General features: G+C 68.3%; 15 protein-coding genes. 11 read left to right on the top strand and 4 right to left on the bottom strand.

Annotation, left to right across the window (positions count from 1 at the left end; translation table 11 throughout):
• From ACYP33_RS10995 to ACYP33_RS10970, 6 genes are all read left to right on the top strand, one after another.
• Nucleotides 1–406, top strand: a 406-nt coding sequence (locus tag ACYP33_RS10995) for a histidine phosphatase family protein (RefSeq protein ID WP_459621598.1), incomplete at its 5' end; no start/stop codon positions are given.
• A gap of 51 nt (nt 407–457) precedes the next feature.
• Nucleotides 458–1,228, top strand: coding sequence for an SDR family oxidoreductase (locus ACYP33_RS10990; RefSeq protein ID WP_414439903.1), 771 nt, complete (start codon nt 458–460; stop codon nt 1,226–1,228).
• Nucleotides 1,229–1,279: 51 nt separating this feature from the next.
• On the top strand, nt 1,280–2,074 hold the full coding sequence (locus ACYP33_RS10985; RefSeq protein WP_459621595.1) for an SDR family oxidoreductase: 795 nt from the start codon (nt 1,280–1,282) through the stop codon (nt 2,072–2,074).
• A gap of 49 nt (nt 2,075–2,123) precedes the next feature.
• The gene (locus ACYP33_RS10980) at nt 2,124–3,140 is read left to right on the top strand and encodes an NADP-dependent oxidoreductase (protein ID WP_459621593.1); all 1,017 of its coding nucleotides are present in this window, start codon (nt 2,124–2,126) and stop codon (nt 3,138–3,140) included.
• Nucleotides 3,141–3,733: 593 nt separating this feature from the next.
• Complete coding sequence (locus ACYP33_RS10975; RefSeq protein ID WP_459621591.1) at nt 3,734–5,833, top strand: TonB-dependent receptor; 2,100 nt, start codon at nt 3,734–3,736, stop codon at nt 5,831–5,833.
• 205 nt (nt 5,834–6,038) lie between these two features.
• Nucleotides 6,039–6,467 carry a hypothetical protein gene (locus ACYP33_RS10970; RefSeq protein WP_459621589.1) on the top strand — a complete coding sequence of 143 codons (429 nt, stop codon included), beginning with the start codon at nt 6,039–6,041 and terminating at the stop codon, nt 6,465–6,467.
• A gap of 92 nt (nt 6,468–6,559) precedes the next feature.
• On the opposite strand, the gene ACYP33_RS10965 is transcribed toward ACYP33_RS10970, so the two are convergent.
• The 4 genes from ACYP33_RS10965 to ACYP33_RS10950 form a co-directional block, all read right to left on the bottom strand.
• Nucleotides 6,560–7,612 carry an AI-2E family transporter gene (locus tag ACYP33_RS10965; protein WP_459621587.1) on the bottom strand — a complete coding sequence of 351 codons (1,053 nt, stop codon included), beginning with the start codon at nt 7,610–7,612 and terminating at the stop codon, nt 6,560–6,562.
• A 204-nt stretch (nt 7,613–7,816) separates the two neighbouring features.
• Nucleotides 7,817–8,404: a BPSL1445 family SYLF domain-containing lipoprotein gene (locus tag ACYP33_RS10960; protein WP_414439897.1), complete on the bottom strand. Its 588-nt coding sequence runs from the start codon at nt 8,402–8,404 to the stop codon at nt 7,817–7,819.
• Between the two features lie 57 nt (nt 8,405–8,461).
• Complete coding sequence (locus ACYP33_RS10955; protein ID WP_414442012.1) at nt 8,462–8,857, bottom strand: ElaB/YgaM/YqjD family protein; 396 nt, start codon at nt 8,855–8,857, stop codon at nt 8,462–8,464.
• A gap of 486 nt (nt 8,858–9,343) precedes the next feature.
• Nucleotides 9,344–11,293 (bottom strand): ExeM/NucH family extracellular endonuclease, encoded by a 1,950-nt coding sequence (locus ACYP33_RS10950; RefSeq protein ID WP_459621585.1) that lies wholly within the window; start codon nt 11,291–11,293, stop codon nt 9,344–9,346.
• Nucleotides 11,294–11,457: 164 nt separating this feature from the next.
• Here ACYP33_RS10950 and rrtA point away from each other — a divergent pair, with 164 nt between their 5' ends.
• The 5 genes from rrtA to ACYP33_RS10925 all read left to right on the top strand — a co-directional run bounded on the left by rrtA (nt 11,458) and on the right by ACYP33_RS10925 (nt 14,859).
• Entirely contained in the window at nt 11,458–12,099 is a 642-nt protein-coding gene (gene rrtA, locus ACYP33_RS10945) for a rhombosortase (RefSeq protein ID WP_459621583.1), read from the top strand.
• Between the two features lie 70 nt (nt 12,100–12,169).
• Nucleotides 12,170–12,523, top strand: a complete 354-nt coding sequence (locus tag ACYP33_RS10940) for a YciI family protein (protein ID WP_414446926.1) — start codon at nt 12,170–12,172, stop codon at nt 12,521–12,523.
• Between the two features lie 132 nt (nt 12,524–12,655).
• Complete coding sequence (locus ACYP33_RS10935) at nt 12,656–13,063, top strand: YciI family protein (protein ID WP_414446927.1); 408 nt, start codon at nt 12,656–12,658, stop codon at nt 13,061–13,063.
• Nucleotides 13,064–13,150: 87 nt separating this feature from the next.
• Nucleotides 13,151–13,567, top strand: a complete 417-nt coding sequence (locus ACYP33_RS10930; RefSeq protein ID WP_459621580.1) for a VOC family protein — start codon at nt 13,151–13,153, stop codon at nt 13,565–13,567.
• The gene (locus ACYP33_RS10925; protein WP_459621578.1) at nt 13,564–14,859 is read left to right on the top strand and encodes an RNA polymerase sigma factor; all 1,296 of its coding nucleotides are present in this window, start codon (nt 13,564–13,566) and stop codon (nt 14,857–14,859) included. Before ACYP33_RS10930 ends, ACYP33_RS10925 begins: the two co-directional genes overlap by 4 nt.
• Nucleotides 14,860–14,862 lie beyond the last annotated feature (3 nt).

Raw genomic sequence — 14,862 nt, 5'->3', positions numbered from 1 at the left:
GGCCGAGCTGGCGCGCGCCGCCGACCCGCGCCGCGCGTTCCAGGCGCTGTTCTCGGGCGCCGTCGCGCGCTGGACTTCGGGCGAGGCCGACGCCGATTACGCGCAACCGTGGCCGGCGTTCCGCACGGCGGTGCTCGACGCGTGGGACACGCTGCTGCGCGAGGCCGAGGCCGGGGCCGCGCACCACGGCGAAACCTGGGTGGTGTCGTCGGGTGGACCGATCGGCGCGATCGTCGCGCATCTGGCCGGCGCGCCGCCGCAGCGCTGCTTCGATTTCGCCTGGCCGCTCGTCAACACCAGCGTGTCGCGCATCCGGGCGGGCCGCAGCGGCGCGCGGCTCATTACCTACAACGCCTGGCCACATCTCGACGCGGCGGCCGACGCCGCGCTCGTCACGCATCGCTGAGTGCCGCCGAGCCAGGCCGCATCCCTTCGTTATCCAGAGGAATCCATCACGATGACCGCACCCGATCTGTTCGATTTGTCCGGCAGGATCGCCCTCGTCAGCGGCGCGAGCCGCGGCATCGGCGAGGAGGCCGCACGCCTGCTCGCCGCCTGCGGCGCGCATGTGATCGTGTCGAGCCGGCGCATCGACGATTGCCGCCGCGTGGCCGACGCGATCGTCGCCGACGGCGGCTCGGCCGAGCCGGCCGCCTGCCATATCGGCGAGCCCGAGCAGATCGAGGCGCTCTACGCCGCGCTCGACGCGAGGCATGGCCGGCTCGACATCCTCGTCAACAACGCTGCCGCGAACCCGTATTACGGCCCGATCGTCGACACCGGGCTCGACGCGTTCCAGAAGACCGTCGACGTCAACATTCGCGGCTACTTCTTCATGTCGACGCACGGCGCGCGCCGGATGGCCGCGAACGGCGGCGGCGCGATCGTCAACGTCGCGTCGGTGAACGGCGTGATTCCGGGCGACAAGCAGGGCATCTACTCGATCACGAAAGCGGCGGTGATCTCGATGACCAAGGCGTTCGCGGTCGAATGCGCGGCCGACGGCGTGCGCTGCAACGCGCTGCTGCCGGGCCTGACCGACACCAAATTCGCGTCGGCGCTGACGAAGAATCCGGCCGTGCTCGAACAGGTGCTCGCGCATGTGCCGATGCGCCGCGTGGCCGCGCCGTCGGAAATGGCCGGCGCGATCCTGTTTCTCGCCTCGCCGGCGGCGAGCTACACCACGGGCGCGGTGCTCAACGTCGACGGTGGATATCTGTCGGTATAGTGGCGACGCGCGGCGCAGCGGCGCCGTGTGCAACGAATTCGAGGAGCAAGCATGACGACGATCGGAACGCCGCGGCTCGCGGGCAAACATGCCTTCATCACGGGCGCGACGGGCGGGCTGGGCCGCGCGATGGCGGCGCGCATGGCCGAGCACGGCGCGAAGCTGTTCCTGACCGACGTGGCCGCGCAGCAGCCCGCGCTCGAAGCGCTGGTGGCCGAGCTGAACGCGGCGGCCGGCAGCCGCGTGGCGTGGTTCGCCGAGCAGGACGTGCGCGACGACGTGCGCTGGCAGGCGCTGGCCGCCGAAGCGAACACGGCGATGGGCGGCCTGTCGGTGCTGGTCAACAACGCGGGCGTGGGATCGCTGGGCACCGTCGAGCAGATCGAGCAGAAGGAATGGCGGCGCGTGATGGACATCAACGTCGAAAGCATCGTGCTCGGCGTGCGCCATGCGCTGCCGTTCCTGCGCGACAGCCAGCCGGCGTCGATCATCAACGTGTCGTCGGTCGCGGCCTTCAAGCACGAACCGGAATACACGGCCTACAACGCGTCGAAGGCGGCGGTGGCTTCGTTGACCAAATCGATCGCCGTCGATTGCGCGCGCAAGCAGACCGGCGTGCGCTGCAATTCGCTGCATCCGTCGTTCATCCGCACCGGCATCGTCGAGCCGTTCTTTCAGCAGCTCGGCGAGAACGCGGCCACCCGCAAGCTCGCGCGCGGCGTGCCGATGGGCCGGCTCGGCGAACCGGACGACGTGGCCTGGGCCGCGATCTATCTCGCGTCCGACGAGAGCCGCTACGTGACCGGCGCCGAACTCGTGATCGACGGCGGGCTGTGCGCGATGTGAGCGCGCGGCCGGCCCGATCCGCCGCTTTTCCCCTTATCGAGGAGACACCATGCCTGATACCGTCAACCGTCAGTTGCGCCTGAAGGCGCGCCCCGAAGCGCGCGTCGGCGCCGAACATTTCTCGCTCGTCGAGACGCCGCTGCCTGATCTTCAGGATGGCGAACTGTTGGTGCGCGTGCTGTATCTGTCGATGGACCCGACCAACCGCGTGTGGATGAGCGACATCCCGCAATACCTGCCGCCGGTGGCGATCGGCGAAACCATGCGCGCGCTCGGCATCGGCCGCGTGGTGGCCTCGCGCGCGGAGAAGTTCGCCGTGGGCGACCTGGTGCAGGGCCTGGTGGGCTGGCAGGACTATGCGCATGTGACGGCCGAGGACGCGCCGAAGCTGCTCAAGCTGCCCGAGCTCGGGTTGCCGCTGCCGACGCTGCTCGGCGCTTGCGGCATGAGCGGGCTGACGGCCTATTACGGGCTGACCGACATCGCGCCGGTGCAGCCGGGCGAGACGCTGGTGGTGTCGGCGGCGGCCGGCTCGGTCGGCTCGATCGCGGGGCAGATCGGCAAGATCCACGGCGCGCGCGTGGTCGGCATCGCAGGCGGCCCCGACAAGTGCCGCTACCTGACCGACACGCTCGGCTTCGACGCGGCCGTCGACTACAAGGCGCCCGACTGGAAGCAGGCGCTGAAGGCGGCCACGCCCGACGGCGTGCACGTCGACTTCGAGAACGTGGGCGGCGAGGTGATGCGCGCGGTGCTGTCGCGCATGGTGATCGGCGGGCGCGTGGCGATGTGCGGGGTGATCTCGAACTACAACAGCCAGGGCCGCGCCGGCGACGATTTCGGCGTGGTGATCTCGAAGCGGCTGACGATGCGCGGCTTCCTGATCCTCGATTACCGCAAGAACCGCGAAGCCGTGCAGCAACTGGCCGGCTGGTTGCGCGACGGGCGCATCAAGGCCGAGGAAACCGTGGCCGACGGGCTGGAGAACGCGCCGGACGTGCTGAACCGCCTGTTCGACGGCAGCCATCGCGGCAAGCTCGTGCTGCGCGTGGCGGCCGACGCCTGAGCGCAAAAAAAAGCCACGGATCGCTCCGTGGCTCGCAATGTTCCAGTCTAGAGGGGGAGTCCGACTGGAGTCTGGCCGCCTCTGACCACCTGGAACCGGGGTTGCCGGAAGGCGATCGCGAGACAGTTCCCATTGTTCTGGTGCGGTGCCGCAGAGTCAATTTCGGGCGATTAAGCGCGATTAAAGACGCTTACGAAGTCTTGCCCATCATCCGCTTTCACCGGCTTTCATCCTGCTTGGGCGCATGCGCGGTGCCCCAAGGCGTCTGCCGTCGCCGGCCATGATCGGCACGTGGCGCTTCGCAACGAAGCGCGGACACGCCATTTCCCTGCCTGACAAAACCTCTCCGCAGATTCTTTCGGCTGCCGTGCTTGTTGTTACAAACTGAAATGATATAACATATCCCAATCAGTTTGTTTTCAACTTGATTTCGACCCCGCGCGTGCCGCCCGGCCGGGTCGCGTGGAGGTCGTCGATTCGTGACGGCTCATTGCGCGGCCGAAATGATACGTTATAACGTGACGTATTGATGGGTGATACCGCGGTGTCGGCTCGGGTTCAGCCTCCATTTCACTACACCACCACCGTTCACCATGCGCGACTCCGTCCGTTCCCGTTCCCTGTCCGCCGCGCGCGGGCTGCCGCCCCTGACCCTGATGTTCGTCGCCAGCCTGGCCTATGCGCAGTCGGCGGCCACCTCCGCCCCAGCCGTTGCCACGCCTACGCCGGCGCTTTCGCTGAACCCGGTGTTCGTCACCGCGAACCCGACCGGCGACACCGAGCTGATCTCGCCGACCGCCTCGATCGGTGGCGACGCACTCGCGCTGCGTCGCGCCGATTCGCTCGGCGGCTCGCTCGACGGCCTGCCTGGCGTGTCGACCACCACCTACGGGCCGCTGGTCGGCCGCCCGATCATCCGCGGCATGGACGGCGACCGCATTCGCCTGCTGCGCAACGGCGTGGCCGCGTTCGACGCGTCGTCGCTGTCGTACGACCACGCGGTGCCGCAGGACCCGCTGACGGTCGAGCGCGTCGAGATCGTGCGCGGGCCGGCCGCGCTGCTGTACGGCGGCAACGCGGTCGGCGGCGTGGTCAACAGCATCGACAACCGGATTCCGCGCGAGGCGATCAAGGGCGTGTCGGGCGCGGTCGACGCCAGCTATGGCGGCGCGAACAACGCACGCGCCGGGGCCGCGATGGTGGAGGGCGGCAACGGCCGCTTCGCGTTTCACGTGGATGCGTTCGATCGCGAAACCAGCAAGCTGCGGATTCCCGGCTACGCGCATTCGGATCGCCAACGCGTGCTCGACGGCCCCGACGCCGAGCAGACCTCCGGCAACATCCCCAACAGCGATGGCCGCCAGCATGGCGGCGCCGTGGGCGGCGCCTACACCTGGGCCGACGGCTACGCGGGCCTGTCGTACAGCGGCTTCGAATCGAACTACGGCTCGGTGGCCGAGAGCGACGTGCGCCTGCGCATGCGTCAGCAGCACCTGAGCGCTTCGTCCGAGATCCGCAACATCGCCGGCCCGATCTCGCAACTGAAGTTCGACTTCGGTTATACGGACTACGAACACAAGGAAATCGACAACGGCGAGACCGGCACCACGTTCCGCAACCACGGCTACGAAATGCGCATCGAGGCGCGTCATCGCAAGATCGGCCCGTTCGAGGGCGCGTTCGGCGTGCAGGCCTCGCAGAACACGTTTTCGGCGCTCGGCGAGGAAGCGCTGGTGCCCACCACGCAAACCACCAACGTCGCGCTGTTCGGCCTGGAGGAGTGGCAGGCCACCGAGGCGCTGAAGTTCAGCCTGGGCGGGCGCATCGAGCACATCAAGGTCGATCCGACGCCGGCCGGCAACGAACGCTTCGCCGGCGCGAGCGCGCGCACCTTCAACGCGGGCAGCGTGTCGTTCGGCTCGCTGCTGAAGCTGAACCCGGTGTGGTCGGTGGCCGGCAGCGTGTCGTACACCGAGCGCGCGCCGACCTTCTACGAGCTGTACGCGAACGGCCCGCACGACGCCACCGGCCAGTACCTGATCGGCAACCCCGCCGCGCAGAAGGAGAAGGCGATCTCGACCGACCTCTCGCTGCGCTACGCGAGCGGCCCGAACAAAGGCAGCATCGGCGTGTTCTACACGCGCTTCACGAACTACCTGACCGAGTTCAACACCGGCCGCCTGGTCGACGACGACGGCGAACCGGTCGCCCCCGGCACCGCCGACGCGCTCAGCGAAGCCAATTACCGTGGCGTGCGCGCCGAGTTCTACGGCATCGAGTGGGACAGCAAGTGGCGCGCGTTCCAGAAGGGCGCGCATCGTCTGGATTTCGAACTGAGCGGCGACTACACGCACGCGCGCAACGCCGAGACGGGCGAGCCGCTGCCGCGCATTTCGCCGCTGCGCGCCACGCTGGCCGCCGATTACGGCTATGGCCCGTTCGGCGCACGCGCGCAGCTCACGCATGCCTGGGCGCAGCATCGCGTGCCCGAGAACGATCTGCAGACCGACGGCTACACGTCGCTCGGCCTGGTGCTGACCTACCGCTTCCGGATGGGCGCGACGCACTGGCTGGCCTACGTGCGCGGCGACAACCTGACGAACCAGGACATCCGCTACGCCAGCTCGGTGGTGCGCGACATCGCGCCCGAAGGCGGCCGCAGCGTGATGGTGGGGCTGCGCACGACGTTCTGACGCGCGGCGGAGGCTTTCACACCGGGAAATCAGGCCCGGCCGAGCACGAGCCCGGCCGGGCTTTTTTCATCAGGTGTCCGGAGTTTAGTAAGATGGCACGCGCCGAAAGCGGATCACGGCAGCGGCCGGCATCGATGCGCAATCTCGTGCATCGGCGCCGCGCCAGACTATTCCACTCCGCCTCATATTCCGGGAAGAAACAGACATGACGACACGACTCGCGTTGCGCGCGGGCCTGGCGGCGGCGCTGCTGTGCGCTGCCGCCGTGGCCCACGCCGCGCCGCTTTGCCAGACCCAGACGCAAGGCACGCACAAATCGAAGCTCTGCATCGAGCAGACGCCGTTCAAGCACGACTACTACACGTTGTGGGTGGACGATGCGCCGGTGTTCATGCTGCCCGACGATTACGTCGAGAGCGTCACGCTCACGCACGCGGTGCCCGACGACGACAGCAACGAGTTCCCGCTGTCGAAGCAGGGCACGCGCACCGTGTCGATCACGGGCGGTTGCCGTCCGGTGGACGAAACGCAGGGCAGCGGCAACGATGCGGTGGTTGCCGAAACGGGCCGCACCTGCACGTTCCTCTGGGGCCAGCAGACGGTCGTGAAGGACATGCGCTTCAAATTCGACTGAGCTGGATCGCCGCCGGCGCGATGCCGGCCGATGTGAAAACGGCGCGAGGATGCTCGCGCCGTTTTCGTTTGGGTGAGTCGCGGGAGCGTGAATCAGGGGTTCTGATCGGCGCGCGCGAAGATGTCCCAGGTGGCCATGAACAGCGCCGCGACGAGCGGGCCGATCACGAAGCCGTTGATGCCGAACAGCGCCATGCCGCCGAGCGTCGAGATCAGCACCACCCAGTCGGGCATCTTGGTGTCCTTGCCGACCAGGATCGGGCGCAGCAGGTTGTCCACCAGGCCGATCACGCCCACGCAGAACACCACCAGGATCACGCATTTCCAGATCTGCCCGGTCACGCCGAAATAGATCGCGGCCGGCGCCCACACGAGGCCCGCGCCGATCGCCGGCAGCAATGACAGGAACGCCATCAGCGCGCCCCACAGCAGCACGCCGTCGATGCCGAGAATCCAGAAGATCAAGCCGCCGAGCACGCCCTGCACGAGCGCCACGGCGATGTTGCCCTTCACGGTGGCGCGCACGACCGTGGTGAACTTGGTCAGCAGCAGTTGCTTGTGATCTTCGTCGAGCGGCAGCGCGCGCCGCACGCGGCGGCCGATCTCGCCGCCGTCGCGCAGCAGGAAGAACACGAGGTACAGCATGATGCCGAAGCTGACCACGAACTGGAACGCGTTCTGGCCGATGCTGAAGGCCTGCGTCGCGACGAACTGGCTGATTGCCGCCGCGCCATCGGTCAGCTTCTTCTGCACGCTCGCGATGTCGGTCAGGCCGTAGCTGCGCAGGATGCGCTGAATGGACGCGGGCAGCGCGTGCACGATCTCCTGGAACCAGCCCGTCATGTTCGGCTGCGCGGCCTTGATCTGCTGATAGGCGAGCCCGATTTCCTGCACCAGCGTGCCGGCCACGAAGGTCAGCGGGATGATCACGATCAGCACGATCAGTGACAGCGTGACGAGCGCGGCGAGATTGCGGCGCTTGCCGAAATGCGCGGCGAACCAGCGCTGTACCGGCTGGAACAGGATCGCCAGAATCGTGCCCCAGAAGATCGCGCCGAAGAATGGCACGAGGATCCAGCAGAAGCCGATCGTGACGATGGCCAGCAACAGGTGGAAGAATTTTTGGTGGTCTTTCCCGCTTTCCATGAGGTCGCTCGAACGGCTTGTAATTAGGGTGGACGCGCGCCGGCGGCGCCGACATCCAGTGGTGCCCGGAATGCCGCGAGTATGCCTGCAACTCGCGAGGGCGGGTAGCGTGGCGCCGGGGCTTATCCTGCGCGCAGACAAAAAAACGCCGCGGCGCGAGCCGCGGCGCTTCCCGGCGTGGCGGCCCCGAAGAGCCGGGCGCGCTTACGGGTTGATGCGCGAGACCTTGGTGCCGTTGACCGACAGGTCGCCCATCAGGCCCGCGTTGGTCAGCACGATGGCTTCGACCGGCGACGTGACCGTGTTCGAATCGACCGCACCGTTCGCACCGATCTTCACGACGGCGACCGAGGCGTCGGCGCCGGCCGACCAGCCGTCGGTGCTGCGGAACTTGTCGAGCGCGTCCTGCGTCATGAACAGGAACACCACGGCCTTCGATTGCGCGCCGGCCTGCAGGCCGAACGACAGCGACGAGGTGTTGTAGTAGCCGACCGTGCTGCCGCCCACGCGCAGGGCGCCGTTGCCGGTCTGTGCGCCAACGATGAAGCCGGCTTGCAGCACGCTCGGGAACACGAGCACGCCGCGCGACTTCGCCACCAGCTCACGCGAGCCCGGCACCGTCGAATACAGGCGCGAGAGCGTCGCGTCGACGCTCGAATTGATCGCCTGACGCTTCGACGAATTGGCCGCGGCGCTTTGCGGCTCGTTCGGCGGCGTGGTCGTGCAGCCTGCCAGGGCGAAACTGCCGACGACGACGGCTGCTGCGGCTTTCATCATGAGTGCTTGACGCATGGTTTTTTCTCCTCGTTGCAAGTTGGATTATGTGCGTGCGGGTAAATCAGATTCGGATCAACGGCGTGCGAGCAGCAGGCCGGCGATGAAGGCGACGCCGGCGACCACGCCAGCCGTCTGCCACGGGTTTTCGTGAACCACTTGCGAGACGCGGTCAGCCTGCTCGCGAGCATGCGAGCGCAGGCGGTACAGGGCGTCTTCGGTGGCGTCGTCGAGGGTGCCGCGCACTTCCTCGAGACGGCTGTTCAGGCGCTTGCGCAGCGATTCGACGTCCGCGTCTTCCTTCTTCAGCAGGTCCTCGAGTTCGCCGACGAGCGAGCGGACGTCGTCTTTCACGTCCGAGTTGAGGTTGTGTGCGTTGTGGCGCGTATCGCGTGCAACACGGCGGCCGGTGCGGCGCAGTTCCGTGATGCCTCGGTCGATTTTGTCTTCGATGCTGTTCGTGAGTGCCATGGTGGTCGTTCTCCTTGAGATCGAGAAAAAAGGGTCGGTGATACGAGACATGCCCGAATCAGATTCGCATTCTCGGCCCAAGTTTCGCAACTCGCGTGCCAGGTCGGTCCCTATCTCTAAAAAGTCCTTTCGGGACAGGGGGTTGCGCAATTGAAACAAAATCTCTTGCTGCTTTCGTAACGGCTTCGGAATTCGGTGAAATTTGCCGATTCTCGCAATGTGCGTGTCGGTAAAAATGGCATGAGCGACCCGGGAGCGACCCTTGCGACACCCCGCAAAGCGTTGCGGGGCTTGCGCTCGGCGGAAATCGGCCGCGAGGCGTTCAAGGCCGCGAAAACCGGCGATTCCGTGCACCGCAGGGCGCTTTTTCTCCCGATTTTGCGATGGCGCCGAAATGCCGTGCGATTGATGCTTTTTTGCACGAAGCGGCGGGGCGGCTTGTAGTTTTTGCCGTTAGCCGCCCGCCAGCCGCCCGACGCCGTGGCGTCAGCCCGGCGTGCCCGATTTGCGTTTTGCGCGCCATGCCGCCAACGCCGCGCCGCCACCGAGCGCGAGCAACAACCAGGCATCGCCCGCACCACCGCCCGTTGCGGGTGAGCCGCCCGGGTTGCCGCTGCTGCTGTCGTCCACCGGCACCGCAGAGTCGGCGAGCGCCAGATCGACCACCACCGGATCGTGATCGGACGAACGATACGCATCGGGCGCGTAGAAGTTCGTGCGCTGTGCGGTGCTCTTGTAGGCGTAGGTGTATTCGAGCGCGATCGGCTCGTCCGCGTTGATGTGCCATTCGTGCACGGCCTTCACGCGCGGCAGCAGCGCGGCCGACGCGAGTGCGTGATCGAGATAGCCCGTTTCGCCGCTGTACACATAGCTGTACGCGTTCTCGCCGATGAAGCGCGCCGCGAGGTTCGTATAGCCGCGCGCCTCGAACAGCGCGATCGGGTCTTCCTTCGCGTAGCTGTTCATGTCGCCGATCAGCAGCACGCCCGCGCCTTCCACGTCGGTGGGGTTGCCGGCCAGCCAGTCGGCCAGCAGGCCGGCCGCGCGCAAGCGGGTGGGATTCCAGCAGCTCTGGCCGTCGCCCTGGTCCGCATCGAGGCCGGTGGCGTCGGTGCAGCCCTTCGACTTCAGGTGGTTGACCACCACCGTCACGGGACGTGTGCCGCCGATGCGGCGGAAGGTTTGCGCGAGCGGCTGGCGGTTCTTGTTGTCGATCGCGAGCGTGGCGGCCTTGCCGATCGGCTCGACCGAGCGGCTGTTGTAGAGCAGCGCGACCTTGATCGCGTCGCCGCCGAGCTTGTCGCCGCCGGGATCGACCACGCGCCATTGGTCGCCGAGCCGTGCCGCGAGCTGGCGCACCGCGCTCAGGTCGCCGTAGCCGTTGTTGGCGATTTCCATCAGGCCGATCACGTCCGGCTGCAGTGCCGTGATCGCGCTGACGATCTTCGCTTCCTGGCGCTGGAATTCCGCGTAGGTGGGCGCGCCGCGGTTGTCGGGCGCGTCGAAGCCGGCACCCTGGCCGTTGCCGTTGAAATAGTTGAGCACGTTGAACGAGGCCACACGCACGTCGGCCTGCGCATGGCGCGCGGGTGCCGGGCCGCGTGGGCTGGCCGACGCGTCGAAGGCCGGCACGGCCGCGCCGGGCACCGGTTGCAGGCGCCACGCGCTGTAGCGCATCTCCATCACGCCCTCGACGTTCTCGACCGTGTAGCCGACCCGTATCGGGTTCGCGGCCGACAGGCCCGGCGCCGGATACGGCACGCTGGCCGGGTTCTGCTGGTTCGAGCCGTCGTCGAGGATCAGGCGGTTCAGCGCATTGGCGGCGGCGCGCGCCTTCGCCTCTGCCGGCGCGACCGCGTTGGTGGGCACCGACAGGCGGCCGTTGCTGAGGAGCACGCTGCCGTAGCGGCCCAGTTCGTAGACTTCGCTGACCGTCAGCTTTTGCGGCACGCGCACCAGCATGCCTTCCACCGCCGCGAACGCGGAGGCGTTCGCCACCGGCAGCGTGAGCGTGGCCGGCGTGACGTGCTGGCCGCTCGCGCATACCGCGATCGCGCCTGACAGCGTCAGTTGCGTCTGCCCATATTTTTCCTCGACCTTGCCGGTCAGGTGAACCAGATCGCCGGCGGTGGCGCGCAGCTTCGGCGCGTAGACGAACAGGCCTTCCGACACGCCGGGCTGGTTGACGCGCTGTGCATCGGCCTGCTGGACGAAGAAGCCGCCGAAGCCATCCGCGCCGCCGTAATCGGCGGTGACCACGGCCTCGATCGAGACGGTTTGCAGGTTCAACGGCGACGGCGCGACGTTGCCCTGGATCTCGGCAATCGGTGTGGCGGCACCGCCGCAACCGGCGCTGACGACGGCGGCGTGCGCGGGAAGCGCCGCCACCGCAGCGGCCAGCGACACGAGAACGAAACGCGGAATGGCTAGGTTCATGGCAGTTTTCGTCGTTGAAGGAATTAGTAAGATTACGGACGAATATTGACAGTGAAATGTAATGAACAGACGAAACCTGGCCATCCGGCCAGGGTGTGCCGGCTGCCGCGCGCGGGTACGCTGGCGTCATGGGTCGGGGAGCTATCGATGCAAGGAACAACGGGATGACGGCGCACCGGGCCGGCTGGTGCGTGGCGGCGCTGGCGCTGGTGGCCGTGCAGGCGTTGCCGGCCGCGTGGCGCGACGCGCTTGCGTTCGATCGCGCCGCGCTGCGCGACGGGCAGCTCTGGCGGCTCGTCAGCGCGCATTGCGTGCATCTGGGCTGGCGGCACGCGGCGCTGAACCTGGCGTGCCTGGCGGTATGCGCGCCGCTCGTGGCGCGGCGGCACCGCGCCGGCCCGGTGCTGGTCGGGCTGGCGGCGCTCACGGGCGGCCTGTTGTGGGCCTTTGCGCCCGGTGTCGAGCGTTACGTCGGGCTGTCGGGCGTGATCTACGCGCTCGCGGTGCTCGGGCTCGCGCCGCTGGCGCGGCGCGGTTGGCTCGGGCGCGGGCTGCTGGCCGCGCTGTTCGTGCGCGTCGGCTGGCAGCTCGCGGCCGGCGCGCCGCCGGGCGAGGCCGTCTGGCTCGGCGGCCCGGTGGCCGCCGAAGGGCATCTGGCCGGCCTCGCGGCAGGCCTGCTGTGGCTCGGCGGGGCGGCGGTCGTGACAAGCCGGCGCGGCGGTGGGCCGGGGCAGGGTGGATCGTTGGAGCCGTTCGAGCCGCTGCCGGGCGTCGATGGACGCTCGTCAGCCGCGCGCTCAGAATGAGTGGCATTGTTCTTGCCGTTGTCTTCGACGCTGTTTCGTCGTCACCGTTGTTCGATTACCGGAGAGGAATATGGCTTTTGTGCTTCTGATTGCCGAACCCGTGGGCCAGCGCGCCCAACGCACGCAGGACGAGGGCCGCGCGCTGTACGAGCGGATGCTGCGCTTCGCCGGCGATCTGCAATCGCGCGGTGTGCTGCGCGTGGCCGAATCGCTGGTGTCCGAGGAGAAGGCCACGCGCGTGCAGATCCGCAACGGCGAGTCGCGCGTCGTCGACGGGCCGTATGCCGAGGCCAAGGAAATGATCGGCGGCTTCTTCCTGCTCGATGTCGCGACCGAGGGCGAGGCCGTGGCGATCGCCAAGGCGTGCCCGGCCGCCGAGTGGTGCACGGTCGAGGTTCGCGAGGTCGGGCCGTGCTTTCTTTGATCGCCCCGGCGCTGTAAATCGAGGGCTTGACCGGTCGATCGCCAGATCGATGTCGAAATCGCAGCGTGTCGAACGTCGTCGTGTCAGGAGCCGGCGAACCGCGGCTCCGCCACCGAACCGACGGAGAACGCCATGCGATTCATGATCCTGGTGCGGGCCACGCCCGCCAGCGAGGCCGGTTGCCGGCCCGACGATGCCCTGATGGAGGCGATGGGCGCCTTTCACGACGAGCTGGCGAAGGCCGGCGTGTTGCTCGATGCGGCCGGGCTGCGGCCGACCTCGCACGGCTGGCGCATCGAGCACGAGGGCGGCAAGCGCCGCGTGATCGACGGGCCGTTCGCCGAAACCAAGGAGCTGGTGGCGGGCTACACGCTGATCCAGGTGCGTTCGCGTGACGAGGCGCTCGAATGGACGCGGCGCTTTCCGTCGCCGTTCGGCGCGCTGGAACACGGCACGATCGAGGTCCGGCAACTGTACGAACCGGAGGATTTCGAACCGGGTGGCCTGCTCGGCCCCGAGAAGCTTGCGCACCGGGCTTGAGGGGGCGCCTGCCGTTTTTTGCTGCGCGTTCCACACCGTTTCCCCAAGGGGCCGTGCGGCCCCGCCGATCGAATCAGGAGGCTCACGATGCATCGCCAGATCTACGTCAATCTTCCCGTGCGCGATGTGGCGCGCGCCCGGGCGTTTTATACCGCGCTCGGTTTCACGCCGGTGCCCGAATTCAGCAACGACGATGCCGCGTGCGTGCGGATCGGCGAAACGATCTTCGCGATGCTGCTGTCGCATCCGTTCTTTTCGAGCTTTACCGACAAGGCGATCTGCGACCCGGCCGAGCGTTTGCAAACGCTGCTGTGCCTGTCGTGCGACGGTCGCGAGGAAGTGGATCACCTGGTTGCGGTGGCGGCGCAGTCGGGTGGTGCGGCCACGCGCCCCGCGCAGCAGCAGGGGCCGATGTACGGCGCGGCCTTCGCCGATCCGGACGGGCATGTGTGGGAGCTGGTGTACATGCCGGTGGCCGGGGAGGGCGCGGGAGCCGCCGCGTGAGCGGCACGGCCGCACAGCGCGCGATCGAGGCGGTGTGGCGCATCGAGGCCGCGAAGATCGTCGCGTACCTCGTGCGCATCCTGCGCGACGTCGGCGCGGCCGAGGAGGTCGCCCAGGATGCGCTGGTGGCCGCGCTCGAACACTGGCCCGGCGAGGGCGTGCCCGACAACCCCGGCGCGTGGCTCATGACGGCCGCCAAACGGCGCGCGCTCGACCGGCTGCGGCAGGAAGCGCGGCACGCGCGCAAGCACACGCAGATCGGCCAGGAGCTCGATGCGCTCGACGCGTGGGCGGTGCCGGACGTCGCCGACACGCTGGAGGCCGCGCGCGAGGATGTGATCGGCGACGACCTGCTGCGGCTCGTGTTCATCGCCTGCCATCCGGTGCTGTCGAAGGATGCACGCGTGGCGCTCACGCTGAAGCTGCTCGGCGGGCTGTCGACCGGCGAGATCGCCCGCGCGTTCCTTACCCCCGAGCCGACCGTCGCGCAGCGGATCGTGCGCGCCAAACGCACGCTGGCGGCGGCGCGCGTGCCGTTCGAGGTGCCGCACGAGCGCGAGCGTGCGGCGCGCCTCGGCTCGGTGCTCGAAGTGATCTACCTGATCTTCAACGAAGGCTATTCGGCCACGGCCGGCGACGACTGGATGCGGCCGGCGCTGACCGACGAGGCGATCCGCGTCGGCCGCGTGCTGGCCGAGCTGGCGCCCGGCGACAGCGAGGTGCACGGCCTGCTTGCATTGATGGAACTGCAGGCCTCGCGCATGCATGCGCGCACCGATGCGCAGGGGCGGCCGGTGCTGCTGCCCGAACAGGATCGCGGCCGCTGGGATTCATTGCTGATCCGGCGCGGGCTGGCCGCGCTCGAACGCGCGCAGGCGTTGGGCGGGGGGCGCCGCCCGTACGCCTTGCAAGCCGCACTGGCGGCCTGCCATGCACGGGCGCGCACGGCGGCCGATACCGACTGGGCGCAGATCGTCGCGCTCTACGATGCGTTGGCCGAGGCTGCGCCGTCGCCGGTGGTCGCGCTCAATCGCGCCGTGGCGGTGTCGATGATGGCGGGGCCGGCCGCCGGGCTGGCGCTCGTCGATGCGCTGGCGGACGATCCGGCGCTCGCGCATTACCCGTGGCTGCCGGGCGTGCGGGCCGATCTGCTGGCCCGGCTCGGGCGCCACGAAGCGGCGCGTGCGGCGTTCATGCACGCGGCCGCGCTCACCCACAACGCCCGCGAACGCGCCTTGCTGCTCGAACGCGCCGGCGCGTTGCCGCTCGGCCCCGATTTCCCTCGCGACTGATAT

It is taken from the genome of Burkholderia sp. 3C (genome assembly GCF_054589155.1).
The sequence above is the reverse complement of the archived record's forward strand: the minus strand, read 5'-3'. Positions and strand labels throughout refer to the sequence as shown.